Source organism: Leptospira tipperaryensis, from assembly GCF_001729245.1.
Lineage (GTDB): Bacteria > Spirochaetota > Leptospiria > Leptospirales > Leptospiraceae > Leptospira > Leptospira tipperaryensis.
The window spans coordinates 2449442-2466435 of the sequence record NZ_CP015217.1; the positions used below are offsets into that span (position 1 = coordinate 2449442).

Annotated in this window: 18 protein-coding genes; all 18 read right to left on the reverse strand. The window is 45.2% G+C overall.

What is annotated here, in order from left to right:
• Positions 1 to 4 precede the first annotated feature (4 nt).
• On the reverse strand, positions 5 to 367 hold the full coding sequence (locus A0128_RS11545) for a hypothetical protein (protein ID WP_069607656.1): 363 nt from the start codon (positions 365 to 367) through the stop codon (positions 5 to 7).
• 608 nt (positions 368 to 975) lie between these two features.
• On the reverse strand, positions 976 to 1539 hold the full coding sequence (locus A0128_RS11550; RefSeq protein WP_083244107.1) for a guanylate kinase: 564 nt from the start codon (positions 1537 to 1539) through the stop codon (positions 976 to 978).
• Complete coding sequence (locus tag A0128_RS11555; RefSeq protein ID WP_069607657.1) at positions 1536 to 1817, reverse strand: DUF370 domain-containing protein; 282 nt, start codon at positions 1815 to 1817, stop codon at positions 1536 to 1538. Before A0128_RS11555 ends, A0128_RS11550 begins: the two co-directional genes overlap by 4 nt.
• Entirely contained in the window at positions 1817 to 2878 is a 1062-nt protein-coding gene (locus A0128_RS11560; protein WP_069607658.1) for a hypothetical protein, read from the reverse strand. Before A0128_RS11560 ends, A0128_RS11555 begins: the two co-directional genes overlap by 1 nt.
• 48 nt (positions 2879 to 2926) lie before the next feature.
• The gene (locus A0128_RS11565) at positions 2927 to 3286 is read right to left on the reverse strand and encodes a hypothetical protein (RefSeq protein WP_069607659.1); all 360 of its coding nucleotides are present in this window, start codon (positions 3284 to 3286) and stop codon (positions 2927 to 2929) included.
• An 8-nt stretch (positions 3287 to 3294) separates the two neighbouring features.
• On the reverse strand, positions 3295 to 5283 hold the full coding sequence (locus A0128_RS11570) for a FapA family protein (RefSeq protein WP_069607660.1): 1989 nt from the start codon (positions 5281 to 5283) through the stop codon (positions 3295 to 3297).
• A gap of 29 nt (positions 5284 to 5312) precedes the next feature.
• Positions 5313 to 6113 (reverse strand): RNA polymerase sigma factor WhiG, encoded by an 801-nt coding sequence (gene whiG, locus A0128_RS11575; RefSeq protein WP_069607661.1) that lies wholly within the window; start codon positions 6111 to 6113, stop codon positions 5313 to 5315.
• Positions 6114 to 6270: 157 nt separating this feature from the next.
• Positions 6271 to 6756 (reverse strand): hypothetical protein, encoded by a 486-nt coding sequence (locus A0128_RS11580; protein WP_069607662.1) that lies wholly within the window; start codon positions 6754 to 6756, stop codon positions 6271 to 6273.
• Between the two features lie 3 nt (positions 6757 to 6759).
• Positions 6760 to 7668: a MinD/ParA family protein gene (locus A0128_RS11585; RefSeq protein ID WP_069607663.1), complete on the reverse strand. Its 909-nt coding sequence runs from the start codon at positions 7666 to 7668 to the stop codon at positions 6760 to 6762.
• 28 nt (positions 7669 to 7696) lie between these two features.
• Positions 7697 to 8998: a flagellar biosynthesis GTPase FlhF gene (gene flhF / locus A0128_RS11590; RefSeq protein WP_069607664.1), complete on the reverse strand. Its 1302-nt coding sequence runs from the start codon at positions 8996 to 8998 to the stop codon at positions 7697 to 7699.
• A gap of 51 nt (positions 8999 to 9049) precedes the next feature.
• Positions 9050 to 11173 carry a flagellar biosynthesis protein FlhA gene (gene flhA, locus A0128_RS11595; protein ID WP_069607665.1) on the reverse strand — a complete coding sequence of 708 codons (2124 nt, stop codon included), beginning with the start codon at positions 11171 to 11173 and terminating at the stop codon, positions 9050 to 9052.
• 9 nt (positions 11174 to 11182) lie between these two features.
• Positions 11183 to 12373, reverse strand: coding sequence for an EscU/YscU/HrcU family type III secretion system export apparatus switch protein (locus A0128_RS11600; protein ID WP_083244108.1), 1191 nt, complete (start codon positions 12371 to 12373; stop codon positions 11183 to 11185).
• 385 nt (positions 12374 to 12758) lie between these two features.
• Positions 12759 to 13541 carry a flagellar biosynthetic protein FliR gene (gene fliR, locus A0128_RS11610; protein WP_069607667.1) on the reverse strand — a complete coding sequence of 261 codons (783 nt, stop codon included), beginning with the start codon at positions 13539 to 13541 and terminating at the stop codon, positions 12759 to 12761.
• A 6-nt stretch (positions 13542 to 13547) separates the two neighbouring features.
• Positions 13548 to 13811: a flagellar biosynthesis protein FliQ gene (gene fliQ, locus A0128_RS11615; protein WP_069607668.1), complete on the reverse strand. Its 264-nt coding sequence runs from the start codon at positions 13809 to 13811 to the stop codon at positions 13548 to 13550.
• On the reverse strand, positions 13808 to 14602 hold the full coding sequence (gene fliP, locus A0128_RS11620; protein WP_069607669.1) for a flagellar type III secretion system pore protein FliP: 795 nt from the start codon (positions 14600 to 14602) through the stop codon (positions 13808 to 13810). Before fliP ends, fliQ begins: the two co-directional genes overlap by 4 nt.
• A gap of 38 nt (positions 14603 to 14640) precedes the next feature.
• Positions 14641 to 15399, reverse strand: a complete 759-nt coding sequence (fliO, locus tag A0128_RS11625; RefSeq protein ID WP_245667248.1) for a flagellar biosynthetic protein FliO — start codon at positions 15397 to 15399, stop codon at positions 14641 to 14643.
• A gap of 35 nt (positions 15400 to 15434) precedes the next feature.
• Positions 15435 to 16499 (reverse strand): flagellar motor switch protein FliN, encoded by a 1065-nt coding sequence (gene fliN, locus A0128_RS11630; RefSeq protein ID WP_069607671.1) that lies wholly within the window; start codon positions 16497 to 16499, stop codon positions 15435 to 15437.
• Between the two features lie 135 nt (positions 16500 to 16634).
• Positions 16635 to 16964, reverse strand: coding sequence for a DUF971 domain-containing protein (locus A0128_RS11635; RefSeq protein ID WP_069607672.1), 330 nt, complete (start codon positions 16962 to 16964; stop codon positions 16635 to 16637).
• Between the last annotated feature and the right edge of the window lie 30 nt (positions 16965 to 16994).

The window sequence follows — 16994 nt, forward strand, 5'->3', positions numbered from 1 at the left end:
GCGATCAGGGGTTGAAGTCGTGTAAGATTTCCTCTTCTTCCTCTAAAAGACCGCCTTGATGTTTGTCGATTTCGTGAAGCCTACTCTCTAAAATTGAAAATTTCGATTCTTTACCTTTGGTGAAGATAGAAACTTCGTATTTTACCTCGACGAATCGATGTTCTTTCGAAGAACAGGTCGTAAAATGCCGGTAAGGGATTCCGATTTGATAAGACTTTTTGGCTTTCCTAAATTCCTTCGTAAGATTTTCCAGATAAGGATATAGATCCGGGATAGGATTTTTTTCGGCTGACTTTTTCGATTCCAGAAATAGGTCCGGAATTTCTTTGAGACGTCTTAAAAACTCTTTAGAGTCCTTCTTGGTCATTTTTCGTTCACCCAAGGAAATGGAAGATAGGAAAAGAAAGAAACTCGCTATCATCAAAAATGAATTTCTTGGAAGCATAAGATTTTTTTGAAAAGAAGTCTAAAAAATAATTTCTCTCCGTTCGAAAAAAAGAAGACATCCTTCCTTAAAAAACACCTGGTCGGAGCTACGACTTCATCGTAAAAGCGAGCGGGGCCCCACCCCGATCTTGTATAATCTTACCCACAAGTTAAGAGTAGATACAACGAGAATCGTCCCGAGAGAAAGGCATTTTGTGGGAATTCCTACACAGGAGTTTTTTCTTGCGAAAAGATTGATTTTATGATAGAGGAAACTCTCCGGAATTTTTCCACCACCCGCCCCTCCGCCCGAAATTTGGGCGGGGCGCGCGATTTTTACGGAAGAGTTGTCGGAGTTCCGACAAGTTATCTGCAGATCCAGACAACTTGTGGGTAAGGATAGGCTGATCTTGGGTGGATGGGAGAGGTGGCGGGGAAAATTCACAAAATCACCTATATCAGAAAATTAAGATTCTTCAAGAAAAAATACTGTAGCACGTCTTTTCGGAACTCCTACAAGAGCCCCGAAAAGAAATGGACCGAAAACTCCTATTTCGAATTTGAAAAAACGATTTTCTCCAATTCCTTCAAAGCCTTTTCCAAATCGTCATTCACAATTTTGAAATCGAATTCGTTTTGGCGTGCGAGTTCTGCTCTCCCATTCTTGATTCTTTTCAAGATATTTTCTTCCGAGTCCGTCCCACGTCCTCTCAGACGTTTCTCCCATTCTTCTTCGTTAGGCGGAAGAATAAAGATCGTTACGATTCTTTCGGGAAGTTTTTCTTTGATGATCTTCGCGCCTTGGACGTCGATATCCATGATCACCGAAGCTCCCTTTTGAAACGCGTCTTCGATAAACTTAAGAGGAGTTCCATAATACTGATCATGTACGATTGCCCATTCTAAAAAAGCGGATTCGGCGATTCCTTTTTCAAATTCTTCCTTGGAAAGAAAGTGATAGGAAACCCCTTCTTTGTCTCCGGGCCGAGGAGCGCGTGTGGTGCAGGAAATGGAGAACAAAATCTCGGGATGTTTTTGTCTAAGTTTTTGGATGAGTGTCGACTTCCCTCCTCCCGCTACGGAAGAGAGAACAAAAAGTTTAGGAGAATTCAGTCTAGTTCTTCCTCTTCAGAGGCGATGGAATTATCGCGGGACTCGATTCTTCTCGTGAGAGATTCCACTCTCAGATTGGAAAGAATCAGATGATTGCTGTCAGTCACGATGATCGAACGGGTCTTTTTACCTTGGGTCGCATCAATCAAACTGTTGTTCGTTTTCGCTTCGTTTCGAATCCTTTTCGCGGACGCAGAATCCGAATGAATGATGCTTACGATCTTAGAAACCAGAACGATATTCCCGAATCCTACGTTCAATACGCTAAACTGGGACATCAGAACCTCCTATTTCTGTCTAACCTGAATCTTTCTATGATATCCACTTCTCCGAGCGCCAAATCCAGAGCGTCGGAAATTTCTTCATGAGAATATTTTCTTTTTAAAAGGAAAACAACTTTCTCGATTTTTGTCGAGTCCTCACCCGCTTCTAAGAGCGCGGCTTCCGCGGAAATTTTAGCGGAATCCGGTTTTGGCGGTTTGTAACCGGTCACGTTTTCCTGAAGAATTCTTCCAAAGTCCGATTCTTTCGATTTAAGATTGTCCTTAAAGCCAGGTATTCCGCCTAACGTGCCCGAGTTTTCCTCAACGGGCGCAAAAGGATCTTCGTCCAAGGATATGTCCAGAGTAGTGTTTCTGATTCCGGGAAAATAATCGTTCGCGGCCGATTCTTCCTCAGCGACCGCCTTGATTTCCTGAATTCCAAAAAATTTTCTCACACCCTTTCCGATCGTCTCCAAAACTAAGTTAGAAGTAGAACCGGGAACGATTTGTTCCGGGATTTTTGAAACCGTCATTTCTTTTTTTGGAGCTTGTACTTTATTAACCGGCTTTTGAGAATAGGAATTGTTTTGAGTCATTGTCGCTCTTTGCGGTTTTGGAATTTCAAACTCTACGTCTTCTTTGATCAAATCCAAATTTTCTTTATAGATATTTCCGATTCCTTGTTGTACGGAACCCGAAATTCGAGCGCTTAGATTCTTTTCCGGAACCTTAGGAGAATCCTGAAATTTAGAATTTACAAAAAGTGAAGAATCATTTTTCGAAACTGAAGTTTCATTTTGAATCTGATTGAGAATACCTGGGGTGGTGGCTTGCTCGATTCTTTTGACCAGTTCTTCTACTTTCAAAGTCATTTCTTTAAAGGTTAAAATTCTGGACCCGATCAGATCCACTTGTCTCATCGATTCGGTTTCCAACTCGTCCACAAAATCCCGAATCTCTTCGTTGATCTTCTTTAACATGTGAGTCCGGATTCTCTCCGTGACCTTAGATGTGATCGTATAATACAACACCACCGAAATGACGGCGTTAATCGCTAAAACTGCAAAAAGCTCCATATCTTTTCCCCCGGAACTGTCTCCAACAACATTCCCACGGAAATAAGATTAAGCGAAGAATTCGATTCTGCCTCGATTGGAAGGTGCGTTAGTCGACTTTGCACCGCCCGCGGAGTAAGTGACCAATTCAGACTGACCTGGCGAAGCGGGTTTGTATGTTTTGAGTTTATCCCGAATCTGGTCGATTTTCTGATTGCGAGCGGATACCATTCTTTCTCTGGATTCCGGAGAAAGCGAGAACACATCGGTGTACAACTCGACCGCGTATTTTCTTGTATCGTTATACTCTTTGACCACCCGAGCGGTTTCGGAGATCGTATGGTGCATGGTGAAAGGATTTTCCACCTGCTGCTTCCGAATCATGTCCGGAGCCTGTCCATAGCCTAATAGAGTATCACTGAGGCGCATCCTATGGTTTAATTACCACGGTTTCGTTTTTTTCTCCAGTCTTTTTTATTGTCCGGATCCGGATCCTCGTAAGGCACTTGGCGAATCATTCCGTTCTCTTCGACAAAGGTCTTGTTCTTGATCTCGTTTCGGGTTTTAAAGTCGGAGTTTCGGATTTTCATCGTCACTCCGCCGTAGAGGACCTTCTCGATGCTGATCTTACCATGAGAGGATTTTTCCTCCATGTAGTTCTTAAGATTTCCGATTTCAACCTCGAATTCCTTGATCCGAGAATCAAGCTTATCCACTGCCTTTTGCATCTTGACCAGTTGGTTCTGATGATCTTCGGTAAAGGATGCAGGATCGGATTCTTTCCTCGCCTGGAGCGTTTTAAGACTCTTAAAGACCTGCTCGTGCTTGGATTGACTCTCGTGCATCTTCGCTTCGTAGTCCGCAATTTGCTTGAGAACCTTCGGATCGATCCCAACTACAAGCTCGGTCGCCGGGTTCGCGGAAGAACCGATGGTTCTCGCCCCGATCAACTCGGAAGCGCGCACGGTTCCACCCACGATTTGTCCGCGTTTCCCGTTGCAGAGAATCTTTCCTCCGGCGCTCACAAAAGAATGAAGAATTCCTTCCTGAACCAGAACGTCTTTTTCGGTGATCACGGTCGCGCTCTGAATAAATTTTGCGATTACGTTTCCACCAGTGGACTCGATATGAGCCTCTTCCCTTCCGGAAATTCCTTGGCGAATGATGATGTCTCCGTCGGCCTCTACTCTCGCTTTCTGAACGGTTCCGTAGATTTCGATATTCCCCGCTGCCTTTACGGAATAATTATCTTCCACGTTACCCGTAATCACAATGGATCCGAGGAAGGTTACGTTACCGGTTTTAATACCGACGTCTCCGTTGACCCTGTAGACGGTTTCCACGGACAATCTTCCGGTCGCAAAGACAACCTGACCGTTGACTTCGGCCGTAAGTTTGCTTCTGTCTTCCGAAAGAATCGTTCCCTTTCCTTGTTTGAGATCGGTGTCCACTCCATCCTTTGCGGGAAGAAGTTCGTTAAAAAGTGTACGTCCGTATTTTCCTTTTTCTGCGGGAATTTTTTCCGCAAGAAGCTGACCAACGACCACGTTCTCAATTAGATCGAGATCTTTGAAGTCCACTCTTCCGGTTTCGTCTTCTCTAAAAGAAACGTTCTTGTTTGTACGAACGTGATAGATGATCTGTGCGTTCTTTCCGTTGATCGGATAATCGCCTTCCGCAGCGAGAAAAGGTTGGTTGAAGTATTCTTCTTCGAGTCTTTTTTGAATTTCCTCTTCTTTGAATCCGTATTTGACGCCGGCGTTCTTGAGATGATTGACGACGTCCTTCATATCCAAATCTCTTCCGCCCGGTCTTGGAGGAAGAATGGTGACTTTCGCCTTCATCTTATCGGCGGTGATGTCCAAGATCATCTTGGCTTCCATTCCCTGTCTCGGTTTTTGTTCCGAGATCATCACGGCTTCGCCTTTGGAATCTTTTACGAGTTTACGGATGAGTTTATCGTCCTCTGCTGAAACTCCTTTCAGAGAAAGTTTTTTCGTAACTTCCTCCATCTCTACACGACGACCTTCGCCTAACGGAGGGAATACGGTGAGATATACTCCATTTCTGAAAATCTGGATAAGCGACCTTCCGTCCTTGTCCTTGGGCTGGATGAATTCTTTCAGATCCTTGGAAACGAGTTTTCCGGAGCCGCCGGTCAATTTTTTGTCGAGCTCCGTGAGTTCGTCTAAGAAATTATCTTCCGGAAGAATCGAAACTCGGATATGCCAGGGTTCGTGACCGAAGAGTTTTTTCTTTCCTCGTTTGAGGACAACGTAATCCAATTCGTGGATTTGCTTTTTTAGATGTTTTGCGGCGAGCCTAAGAGAATTTTCAAGAGTGTCCCCGTAGACCTCCACCTGTTCTTTCTGGATTCGATCCAGTTCCCGGCTTTGGTCTTCTAAGAATGGAATCAGGGAACCCATATAGATGTTTGTCCTAGTAAATAAATTCTTTACTTACGGGTAATGACGGATTTCACTTTTCCGAGTTTGCTTCTCAGGCGAGAAACGGCTCTCGTATGAAGTTGGGAAATTCTAGATTCTGTAACTTCCAGAACTTCTCCAATCTCTTTCAAAGTTAGATCTTCATAATAATACAATACGATAACTTTCTTTTCCTTTTCGGGAAGGGTTTTGATGGCTTCTACGATTACGTTTTTGATCTCTTCTTTTTCGATGATCGTATCCGGATTCATGTTCATCGGAGATTCAAGAGTTTCCATAAAGGAAACTTCGTCGTTCTCGTCGCCGAGAAACCAGATATCGTTTAAAGAGACAAGGGAAGTACCGCTGATCTTAGTAAGAAGAGTGTTGTATTCCTCCATGGAAATACCCAACTCTTTCGCGATGGCTTCGTCGTCCACTTGCTGGCCTTCTTTATTCTCCAGCATTCCGATAATCTGTTCGAGTTGTTTTGCTTTTTGACGAATCGATCTTGGAATCCAATCGATCGAACGAAGTTCGTCGAAGATACTTCCTCGAATCCGAGTCATCGCATAAGTTTTGAATTTGATGAGTCTTTCCGGATCGAATTTTTCGATCGCATCTAAAAGTCCGAAGACTCCGTAAGAGACAAGATCGTCGAACTCAACATTCTGCGGCATTCCGATTGCGATTCTACCCGCAACGTGTTTGACTAAGGGAGAATATTTCTCTACGAGGTAAGCTCGGATGTCCTGATCTTTGGTATCCCGATAGGATTTCCATAGTTCCGTCTCATCCTGCTGGTTATATTTATCATACTTTTTGGACATAAGCTCGGATCTGGAAAAACCTTGACCTTCATTCTAAAGTGTCGAGCTTCTCAGAAAATTGCAATAGCATTTTTTGAGGCAAAAACAGGGAAATCAAGCAGTTTTTTGTCTCATTACAGTTCTGCACCGTTTTGAGCCGTCTTTAGGAAAGAAATTGTTACTTTTCTCCCATATCGTCTTTTGCCATCATCGTTCGGATCGCTTCTGCCATGAGTTTCGGTTCGTTTTTGATCGCTATATTTTCGACAACGAGGTGATCTCCAAAGTTGCCGTTTTTTTGACGTTTCGGAGTGGAGGAAGCAAAGACTTCGGAAGAAGAAGGACCGTCTGCGGAAGAAGCTGCAAACTCGGAGTCCGCAGCCTGACTCGTATAATCTCGAAAACCACCGGCTCCCGAGCCTTCTTCGCCGGACGAAGCGGAGGAAAATTCTCCCGTAAGATTGGAAAGGAAATCTAAGAATTCAGGAACCTTCATTTCCAAAATCGCGTGAACTCCAAAACCGAAAATGGCAAACGCTAAGGTGGAAAGAATGGAAATAAAGATGATATGACCGACTTGGTTCCCCGCCAGAAATCCGCAGATCGGGCTGACGATCAGCGCGATGACTGCGAAGACTGCGACAAATAATATCTGGAGATTCAAGGACTATTCTTCGTCGTCCCTGAGTTCTTTTTCTCGGACGTCCATAAAGGTGAAAAACTTTTTGAAGAAGCCGCTGATTCCGGCGTCTTCCATCGGTTCCATTTCTTGATTCAAAAGGGAATACGTTATACGATTTAGACAGGCCGCCGCCTTACTTTTGGGAGAATTGATGATATAAGGCTTTTGTTCCCGAATACTCTTCTCCACTTCCTCATCCTGAAAGATAAATCCGAGGTTTTCCACTTTGACTTCCAGAAATTGTCCGCTGATATCGATCACTCGATCGGCGACTTTTTTTCCTTCGATCGCGCTTCTCACTCGGTTCACGACCATCTTCAGATTCTTATCTCGGCTCTGAGATACGATGGCCTTGATGAGTCCGTAAGAATCCGTGATCGCGGTCGGTTCCGGAGTTGTGACGACGATCACGTCGTCTGCGGGAAGCGTAAGACCGATCACGTTCGAACTGATTCCGGCTCCGGTATCAATGATCATAATATCATAATTGTCTAATTCGGAAAAACCTTTGATGAGGTTGTTTCTCTGTGTGTCGTTTAGATTGGCAAGCTGAGAATAACCGGAAGCTCCCGCGATGATATCCACACCTTCCGGAGTTTGGATCACGATGTCCTTCAGACTCTTATGGCCTTTGACGACGTGATAGAGATTGTATTTGGGAATGATCCCAAGGATAACGTTAACGTTCGCAAGACCTAAGTCCCCGTCAAATACGAGGACTTTTTGTCCGGCTCTCGCCATAGAGATAGCAAGGTTTACGGAGATGGTACTCTTTCCCACTCCTCCCTTCCCGGACGCGATCGCGATGATCTTAGTCGTGGGCTTTCTGGATGATAGAACTTTTAGACTCGTGTTCCCCTCGGTGAGTTTCCGTAAATGAGTCGCCTGGTCCATTCTTTACCTCTTTCCAGCCTGATCGGGATCAGCCACCGGCAACGGTGAAAACTTCTCCTCTCAGCTCAGCAATTTTCTCCGGAATTACAACACATTCAGCCATGAGCTTTTTATCAGAAGGAAGGATATCAAAAGGAACTTCCTGCCCCACGCTAAAATATGTGAAACTCTTAGAGTATGTATCGGCCAGTTCGAGAAAACCACCTAAAAAATCTGCCTCATCCAATTTGGTGAGAAGAATTCTTCGATAGTTCAAAGACTCATAGGCTTTCAATACCGCACTTGTATGATGATAGGAAGAAGTCGCGGAAAGGACAAGAAGATTTTCCACCGAGTCTTTTTCTCCGAAACAGGAAAGAAAAGAATTCATTCTTTCGAGTTGTTCCAGATTTCTATGACTGTAGCCTGCGGTATCGATCAGGATCAGTTCGGATCCGTCCCGAGCCAGAGTTTCCTTAAACTTTTTTATGTCTTTTACCGGATAAAACGGCATTCCCATTGTGTCCGCGTAACGTTTGAGCTGTTCGATGGCCGCGATTCTATAGTTGTCCGTGGTATAAAGAGAGACCGATTTTCCCATGTGAAGGAAATATTTTGCCGCGAGTTTGGCTACACTCGTCGTTTTACCGGAACCCGTCGGCCCGACTAAAAAGACAACTTTTCTCTGATTCTTTCCCGTGCCTCGAAAAAGATCCGGATCCACGCTCACTCTTTCCTTCAAAACTTCAATGGCCCTTTCGGAAACTGAGTGATTACGACCTTGATCGATCGGTGAAAGTCTCTCTTCGACTTTAGAAAGAATCTCGTCCACATAACCTTGGCTCATCCCTTCGCGAACCCATCTCTCGCCCAGTCTTGTTAAGGGAGAATCCTTTCTTCCCCGAACCGGAGAAGTTTCTTTGGACGTTCGGGAGGTTCGATCCAAGAGTTCCTTTTCAAAGGAGATTCCCATTCTTTCGGGCTCGGTTGTGATCTCTTCCAAGTCCCAGTTGTCCTCCGCGGTCAGAGTTGCGGTTTCTCTTTCTTCCAGAGTTCGAGAAAGAGGTTTTAAGGTCTGAAGAGTTTTTTTTCTTTCCGGAGCCGCATAAGACTTTTGTTTGAGAAGGTCTTTTAAGTCCTGAAGTTTTCGTTCGATCTTTTCGCGGGAAGCTTGTTTTTCGGGAATTCCGATTTGGATTTCGATCACCTTCTTTGCAAGAAGTCCCGTTCCCATCACTCCGCCTTCCGTAACGACTGTCTGAGAAATCACGGTGGCTTCGGGACCGTATTTCATTTTCATTTCCATTAAACAGTCTTGGTAACTTTTACCTCGAATTTTAGCAAACTCCATGTTTGACTCCTTGATTTTTCTGTTTAAGAAAAATCGAATATTCTAATAATTTCATACTTCTTCCCCGACTCCGGCAGTCGCCGTTTGTGTTTGCGGAAGTTTGAGTTCCGCTTCGATCACGGAATCCACGGAAGAATGAATTTCCTCGTAGGCAAGAACTCCAAAATTGCGAGGAGGAAATTCCTTTGCGAGCAGATAAGAAAAAGGAAGTCTTACTTCTCTGTTGACCACAAAGATCGGGAACTTTCCTTCAGTTCTAAAATTGCGGTAGAGTTCGGCGACTCCGTCGATCAACCTTCTATAAAAATCGGGAGGAAGAGAAAGAACGTCTCTGTTCTCGATTCTATCCTGAGTAATCGACTTGTTCAGACGATCCAAAATTCTACTTTCTAATGTGATCACTCGCAATTTGCCGTCCATGGAAAGATAGTCCCGAACCACGGTTCTTGAAACCGACTGACGGACGAGTTCCGTGAGAATGTAAGGATTCTGATATTTTGAAAGATTGTTTGCGATCGATTCTAAGATTGGAACGAGGTTTCGAATTCCCAATCCTTCTCTGAGAAGATTCTGCAAGACCTGTTGAATGATTCCCAAATTACCCGGTTTGTCCGCGTCCAATTCATTGACGAGGGTCGGATAAGTCGCTTTGTAGTGATCCAGAAGTTTTTTGACTTCTTCACGACCGAGCAAGGTGGAGGCGTGTGTCGCGAGGAGTTCCTTGAGGTGCGTGACTACGACCGTAGAGGCGTCGACGACTGTGTAACCCTTTGCTTCCGCTTCGGACTTGTCTTCGGAGGAAATCCATTTTGCCTTTTGTCCAAAAGAAGGTTCCAAGAAATCCTCTCCTTGGATCGCTTCCGCATTTCCCGGACTCGTATTGAGGGCCATAAGTTTATCCGGTTTTACAGTCGAAGCCCCTACTTCGGTTCCGTTGATCTTAATCGAATACGTATCCGGATTGAGATCAAGATTATCTAATATTCTTACCGGAGGAATGACTACCCCGTTGTCTTGAGCGAATTTTTTACGCAGGTTGCTGATCTGATCCAAAAGCGCTCCGCCCTGGGAAGCGTCGACTAACGGTATGAGATGATAACCGACCTCGATTTCGATCGGATCGGTTCGAAGCTCTTCGTAAAAATCTTTCGGCTTACGATCCTGACCGGATTCTTTTTCTTTTTTCTCGATCGACTCAAGCTGTTCTTTGACCGTTTGCTCGAGAGAATATCCCAAGTAGGCGATTCCCGAAGAGAGGATGAGAAGAGGAAAGAAAGGAAGACCCGGGATAAAAGCTGAGAATCCCAAACTTCCCGCAACTACGTAGAGAACCTTAGAATTGCTAAAGAGTTGGTTTTTGAACTGAGTGGCAAGATCGGATTCGGAACCGGAACGAGTTACGATGATACCGGTCGCAACCGTTGTCAGAAGCGCGGGAATCTGGGAAACGAGACCGTCACCGATCGTAAACTTTCCGTAGGTTTCGATCGCTTGTGTGAAGGATTCTCCCCGAATGGAAGCTCCGATGATCACTCCACCTAACAGGTTGATGGCGGTAATGATCAGACCGGCTCGAACGTCCCCTTGGACGAACTTACTCGCTCCATCCATGGATCCGTAGAAATCGACTTCCGCTTCGATCTTCTTTCTTCTTTTTTTGGCCTCTTCCTCGTTGATGTTTCCCGAAGAAAGTTCCATGTCGATCGCCATCTGCTTACCGGGCAAGGCGTCCAAAGTGAATCGGGCCGCAACTTCGGAGATCCGAGTCGCACCTTTTGTGATCACCAAAACCTGAACGAGAACCAAGATGATAAAGATGATAAAACCGACTACATATTTGGAAAGTCCCGACTCGCTTCCGATGATAAACGAACCGAAGGCATCGATGATACTACTGTTCATCGCCGGACCTTTCGAAAGAATCTGACGAGTTGTAGAAACGTTGAGCGCAAGACGATACAAAGTAGTGATCAAAAGTAAACTCGGGAAGATCGAAAAATCAGCCGGTTCCTTTACGGAGAGTGAAGTCAAGAGGACCAAAAGTCCTATCGCCAAACTCACAATAATCAAAATATCTAATATAAATCCGGGGAGAGGAATGACTAACATGGCAACGATTGCCACGGCGCCCACTCCTAAGATTACGTCGGACTGATTCCACCATTTCTTTTCCATAGTTTCCTCTTACACTGCTCTCCGAAAAGATTCAAGACGGGAGAGAATGGTTGCGATCGCGCGATAGAATTGTTGCGGAACCTCAGCGCCGAGTTCCACTTCCTCATAAAGACCTCTTGCTTGCAGACGATCTTCGATCGTAGGCACCCCATTCTCCCTTGCTATACGAATGATCAGAAGTGCGAAGTCATCCACTCCCTTTGCGATTACGATCGGAGCTTTGTGAATTCCGGGTTTATATTCCAGAGCCACCGCAAAGTGAGTCGGGTTTGTGATTACTACGTCTGCCTCGGGAACTTTCGCGAGCATCTTACGTTTGTTCATCATATCTCTTGCAAGTTGTCTTCTTCTTGCTTGAAGAGACCGATCCCCGTCGGATTCCTTGGCTTCTCTTTTGGCTTCGGAAGGAGTCATCTTTAAGGATTCTTCATATTCGTATCTTTGATACAAATAATCCACGACGCTGATCGCGAGAAGAATGATTCCCACGACGAGGAAGATCTTAAAGGAGGTGCTCATGATAAGAGCCACCGCTTGTTCGAGTCCCATCTCTCCTGAAAGAAGGATCGGAAAAAAATCCCGACTGATGATGATATAAGAAACCCAACCGATGAGTCCGACTTTCGCGAGCGATTTCCCCAAGTTAAAGAGCGTCTGACGCGTAGGAAGAACCTTCTTAAAGTTGGGTGCCACTCTGCTAAAATTAAAACTCAGGGCGCGGGGTGCGAACATGAATCCCACCTGAGCGACGTTTCCTATGACGGCCCCGACCAAAGTGATTCCGAGAAGAGGCCAGAGAAGAGTAAAAAGATCGGTGGACGCATTCTTCAAGAGTTCCGTTACGGATTCGGAGCTGATATCGGTGCGTTGTCCGACACCGTGAATGTATTTGCGAAGAATATAAAACGTCCTCATGAAGAAGTATTCTCCCATGAGATAGACGAGAATCACTCCCGCGAGGAGAACGACCGCCGCAGGAAGTTCCGGTGATTTGGGAACGTTTCCTTTTTCGCGTTCTTCTCTTCTTCTACGTTCGGATCCGGGTTCGGTTCTACCCTCGTCTTCCGCCGCAAAGAGCTGGAGGTTGATCTTAAAATCGGACACGTTAGACGAAACCGAAATGGGTTCGTAAAATCGAAAGAAGAACGCCGCTTCGATCCGAAAAAAATCGAAGATGGAAAGAAATATTTTTAGGAGCATGTGGGAACTCCTACAAGATCGGGGAAGAAGAATTCCTCTTGAAAGAAGCGCATTTCTGTGATAGAGAAAAATCTCCCGATTCTTCCCACCGCCTCACCCCACCACCCAAGATTAGGGTGGGGCACGAAACTTTCACGGAAAAAGTCGGAACTCCGACAGATCTCCCCGGCTCTTCGAAAAGATTTTTCTTTAAAATGAAATGTTTCGGTCGGAATTCCTACAACGACTCTAAGAGAAATTTTCTCTTGAAAGAAGCGCATTTCTGTGATAAAGAAAAATTTCCCGATTCTTCCCACCGCCTCACCCCACCACCCAAGATTAGGGTGGGGCACGAAACTTTCACGGAAAAAGTCGGAACTACGACAGATTTGCAAAAGAAGTCTTCTCATTGTTGAGGCCACTCCTGAAGCATCAGATTCAATTTATCAAATGACAAATCAAACGCAGCCCCCATCTGAGAGACGAGATAAGGAATGATAAAGATCATCACGATCAAGCCTATCGTCACCTTGATCGGAAAAGAAAGTTGCAAAATGTTCAGCTGAGGCGCGGCCTTTCCCATAAGAGCCTCCGAGACCGTCACCAAAAGTATGATCCCCAAAACCGGAAGAGATAACTTGAACGCGACAAGAAACATCGCTCCTACCGCGTCTTCAATGGCCTTATAGATTCCATTTTGAATCTCAGGAGCAAAGTTGAGCACCTGGATCTTTTCAAAAGAATACGCAAGGCTCTCAAACATGATTCTATAAGCGCCTAACGTCAAAAAGAGAATCATTCCCAAAAGATTCTTTAAAGTGCTGATCACAGGCAAACTCGTCTGAGTCACCGGGTCCAAAATTTCAGCGTAACCGAAGCCCAACTGAACGTTAAAAAATTCTCCGGCCATCTGAAAGGATGCAAAGATCAAGCTGATCATAAATCCAAGAAGAACTCCGATCAAAGCCTCTCCGATGACAACGAGGCCGTAACTTCCCATATCTCCGGGAACGGGAGGCAAAAATCCCGCGGTCACCGGAAATAAAATGACCGAAACCAGAAAGGAAAAAATCATCTTCTGCGGAACGCTGATCGAAGGATAAGAAAAGATCGGCGCAACCGACAAGAGTCCCATCAACCTCGAAAGGATGAGAAGGAAAACTTGAAAATGATTGATAAAGTATTCCATAATATTCTAAAATTTCTCTATCATCATAAATAGGTTTCGAGTATAGTCCGTCATGGTCTGAATCATCCAAGACGAAAAGATCACGATCACGATAAAGATCGCGACGAGTTTTGGAACAAACGCGATCGTCTGTTCCTGAATGGAAGTGGTGGTTTGTAAAATCCCTATGATCAACCCCACGACCAAAGCCGTAAGAAGAATCGGAGAAGAAATCTTCAGGGTAATATAGAGTGCGTCCCGAATCAAGGACATCGCTTCCAGTTCCGTCATTTATAACTCCTCACGAGTTCGTAGACGATCAGATTCCATCCGTCCACGAGAACGAAAAGAATCAGTTTAAACGGAAGGCTCACCATCACGGGAGGGAGCATCATCAAACCCATGGAAAGAAGCGCGGAAGCGACGACGAGATCGATTACGATAAACGGAATAAATATGATGATCCCGATCCAAAATGCTTTTTTGATTTCGCTTAACATAAACGCTGGAATCAAAACGTAAGAAGGAACGTCGTCAAAGGATTCTACCTTTTCCACTTTTCCGATCTTCAAAAAAAGCGCCACGTCCTTCGCACCGGAAGTCCCGATCTGACGCATCATAAATTCTCGTATCGGAACCATTCCTTTTTCAAAAAAAGCGTTCGTATCGATCTTACCTTCAAGATAAGGGGTTAAGGCCCTTTCATTCACGACATTTAGAGTCGGAGCCATGATAAAGAACGTCATAAAAAGAGCGAGGCCCATCATCACCTGGTTAGGCGGAAGGTTCTGAATCGAAAGCGCCCTCCTCACAAAATCCAAAACGATCACGATCTTTGTAAACGAAGTCAGAGACATCACGATCGCCGGCGCAAGAGAAAGAATGGTAACAAGAAAGAGAACCATCAGAGAAAGACTGGTTTCTCTCGGACTCTTCGCTTCATTGACGTTGATATTCAAATTGGGAATCGGAATTCTCGTCCCGGAAGACTGAGCTTCCAAAGTGAAAAAAGAACCCAGAGACAATCCAGTCACGAGCAGGAGTATCCATGTAATGTTCTTTATAATTTTTTTATGTCTCATTTTCACCTGAAGAATTTCCCTAAAAACTAAAACCTTAACTACGATCTCAAATCGAAAAGCCCGCTTTCGAGCGAGCTTGTTTTTTCTTTGAGTTCATCGAGTTTTTTCCGAGTCTGCCTTCGTTTTTCGTCCCGGGCCGCCTCGGTTTTCTCCGTTCCTCCGGGTGGACCTTCCTGATTTCCGGAGATTCTCGAATTTAAGTCCTTAATCTGTTCAAGGACCGTGACCAAAAAGCCTCCTTCCGGAGGATCAAAGGTTTCTTTCTTTTGAAGAATTCTATGTTTTACTTCCGGATCGGAAATTTCCGTGATCAAGTTGATCCCGTTGTCCGCGACGCCTAACACAAGAAGACGACCGGAAACTTCTACAATCTGAAGTTGTTTGTTCGGTCCGAGCATAAGACTCGAAAGAACGTTCATCTCTCCGCGAACGGGAAGACGACCTTCCCTATTTTTCGCAACGTATTTTAGAATATAATAAAGTCCTACACAAAGAAGAGCTAATATAAAGACGACTCGAAAGAGTGTTCCCGCGATTCCCGGACCTTCGTCACTGGTTTTATATCGTTCTGCGACCGGATTTGTCTCGGCGGATTCCCCCGAATTAGCGGGAGGTTTTACGACCGCTGAAGGATTTTCAGTCTTCGAGGAATCGTTCTTTTTGGATTCTTCTTTGGACGCGGGTGGTTGTCCCAATTCTTTTTTGAGAGCCTCGTCCATGAGTTCTCTTTCCGACTGAGCTTGTATGGAAGTTAAGAATAGAGTTGATACGAGAAGAATCAGAAAAACAGAAACGATCGTTCTTCTGACATTCCGGAGAGCTTCCAGAGATTTCACTTACCCTCCGGCTTGATCCGATCGGTCGGGCTTACGATGTCAGTGACCCGCACCCCGAAGTTTTCATCGATGACCACGACTTCGCCCTTGGCGATCAGCTTTCCGTTGACGAGAAGATCGACCGGCTCACCCGCAAGTTTGTCGAGCTCGATGATGGAACCTTCTCCCAAACCCAAGATGTCTTTGATATACATCTTGGTTCTTCCCAATTCTACCGTGACGCTCATCTGAACGTCCATGAGAAGATTTAAGTTCGGAGTGCTTGAGGCGCCGCTCGCGGTTCCTAAATTCGGAAACGCAACGGACTTCACGGACATGGAACCTGCGGACATTCCCATTCCACCCATGCCTCCCATTCCCATCCCGCCCATATCTCCGCCACCGCTTCCGGAACGACGATAAAGATTCAAAAGATCGGCGGCTGTAGAAAGGGAGAGTAAGAATTGAACTCGAAAAGAAGGAATACTTTCGATCGTAAGATTAAAAAAGACTCGAACGATACTTTCTCCATCCGGCAAAACCAAGGCAGCGGGAGAAGTTACGTTTCTTGTTTCGGAAGGAGAGCCATTGACTCCTCCTCCGGTCTTCGTACTGATCTGAGAAATCAAAGCTCCCATAACAGGAGTTAAAGAATCTCGAAGTGTCTGCATCTGTGCTTCGTCGAGATCTCCGGAATCAAAACCGCCCATCATAGAATTTGCGATCTTCACTGCGTTTTCGGCGGACATCGCAAGGACGACTCTTCCGTTTACGCTTCCAGATAAGGTAGAATACAAAAGGAAGGATCCGGACTTGAGTTCGGATTCGATATCTTTACGCGACTTGGTCTCCGCGTTTGGATTTAAGAATGCGGAAGAACGAGAAAGAACGGCGCCTAACGTGTTCCCTGCGACTTGAAAACAAGAAGAAAGTAGATCCGATAGGATGTCCCGGTCCACGGGGGACATTCCCGGAACATCTTTTTGTGCGGCTGTGGAAGCTACCGCCCCCGGATCAAACGAATCGCTCGCTCCGGCTAGTAGTGCATCAATTTCTTCCTGTGAAAGGGAACCTTCGCCCATTTTGGGAACTCTCCCGGGAATTTTAGTTAATGGGACATAAGAAAAGGGTTTTTGTCACCTCATTTTTTTCTTCCCAACTGGATTCCACTGGGTTTTTGGGTTAAAACAACCCTTTTTCTAAAAAAAAGCTCTCTTTCAGAGAGTGAGGTCTCCACCCAGTCCATCGGCAAGCATTCGAAGAGAATCAAACGAGTAAATTCCCGTTTGATGATTGTCGCTCCAGACCGGATTGATCGCGTAACGTCCTACCTTATTGACTGCGTAAAGAGAAATCTTTTGAATTCCTCCGGTGGTAGTTCCTACTTTTCCACCGTGCCCGCCCTTGCAGACGACGCAGGGACAGCGTTTTCTCAAGTCCAGAAGATCAAAGACGGAAGTAACTCCGTCTTTCCAGGTGATCTTCAAAGTTGTATCGTCAAAGTCGATGAGATCGGGTGTGGTCGCTTTTAAACTTAATTGTGCCATTTTTTTACGAAGCTATTTGTAAGAGTTCCC

What these genes read in the sequence shown, in the direction of transcription:
- flhA (WP_069607665.1), bottom strand. Translation starts at nt 11,173, where the DNA reads ATGGAAAAGAAATGGTGGAATCAGTCCGACGTAATCTTAGGAGTGGGC.
- A0128_RS11570 (WP_069607660.1), bottom strand. Translation starts at nt 5,283, where the DNA reads ATGGGTTCCCTGATTCCATTCTTAGAAGACCAAAGCCGGGAACTGGAT.
- fliQ (WP_069607668.1), bottom strand. Translation starts at nt 13,811, where the DNA reads ATGACGGAACTGGAAGCGATGTCCTTGATTCGGGACGCACTCTATATT.
- flhF (WP_069607664.1), bottom strand. Translation starts at nt 8,998, where the DNA reads ATGGAGTTTGCTAAAATTCGAGGTAAAAGTTACCAAGACTGTTTAATG.
- fliR (WP_069607667.1), bottom strand. Translation starts at nt 13,541, where the DNA reads ATGGAATACTTTATCAATCATTTTCAAGTTTTCCTTCTCATCCTTTCG.
- fliN (WP_069607671.1), bottom strand. Translation starts at nt 16,499, where the DNA reads ATGGGCGAAGGTTCCCTTTCACAGGAAGAAATTGATGCACTACTAGCC.
- A0128_RS11635 (WP_069607672.1), bottom strand. Translation starts at nt 16,964, where the DNA reads ATGGCACAATTAAGTTTAAAAGCGACCACACCCGATCTCATCGACTTT.
- A0128_RS11545 (WP_069607656.1), bottom strand. Translation starts at nt 367, where the DNA reads ATGACCAAGAAGGACTCTAAAGAGTTTTTAAGACGTCTCAAAGAAATT.
- A0128_RS11560 (WP_069607658.1), bottom strand. Translation starts at nt 2,878, where the DNA reads ATGGAGCTTTTTGCAGTTTTAGCGATTAACGCCGTCATTTCGGTGGTG.
- fliP (WP_069607669.1), bottom strand. Translation starts at nt 14,602, where the DNA reads ATGAGACATAAAAAAATTATAAAGAACATTACATGGATACTCCTGCTC.
- whiG (WP_069607661.1), bottom strand. Translation starts at nt 6,113, where the DNA reads ATGTCCAAAAAGTATGATAAATATAACCAGCAGGATGAGACGGAACTA.
- A0128_RS11600 (WP_083244108.1), bottom strand. Translation starts at nt 12,373, where the DNA reads ATGCTCCTAAAAATATTTCTTTCCATCTTCGATTTTTTTCGGATCGAA.
- A0128_RS11565 (WP_069607659.1), bottom strand. Translation starts at nt 3,286, where the DNA reads ATGCGCCTCAGTGATACTCTATTAGGCTATGGACAGGCTCCGGACATG.
- A0128_RS11555 (WP_069607657.1), bottom strand. Translation starts at nt 1,817, where the DNA reads ATGTCCCAGTTTAGCGTATTGAACGTAGGATTCGGGAATATCGTTCTG.
- A0128_RS11585 (WP_069607663.1), bottom strand. Translation starts at nt 7,668, where the DNA reads ATGGACCAGGCGACTCATTTACGGAAACTCACCGAGGGGAACACGAGT.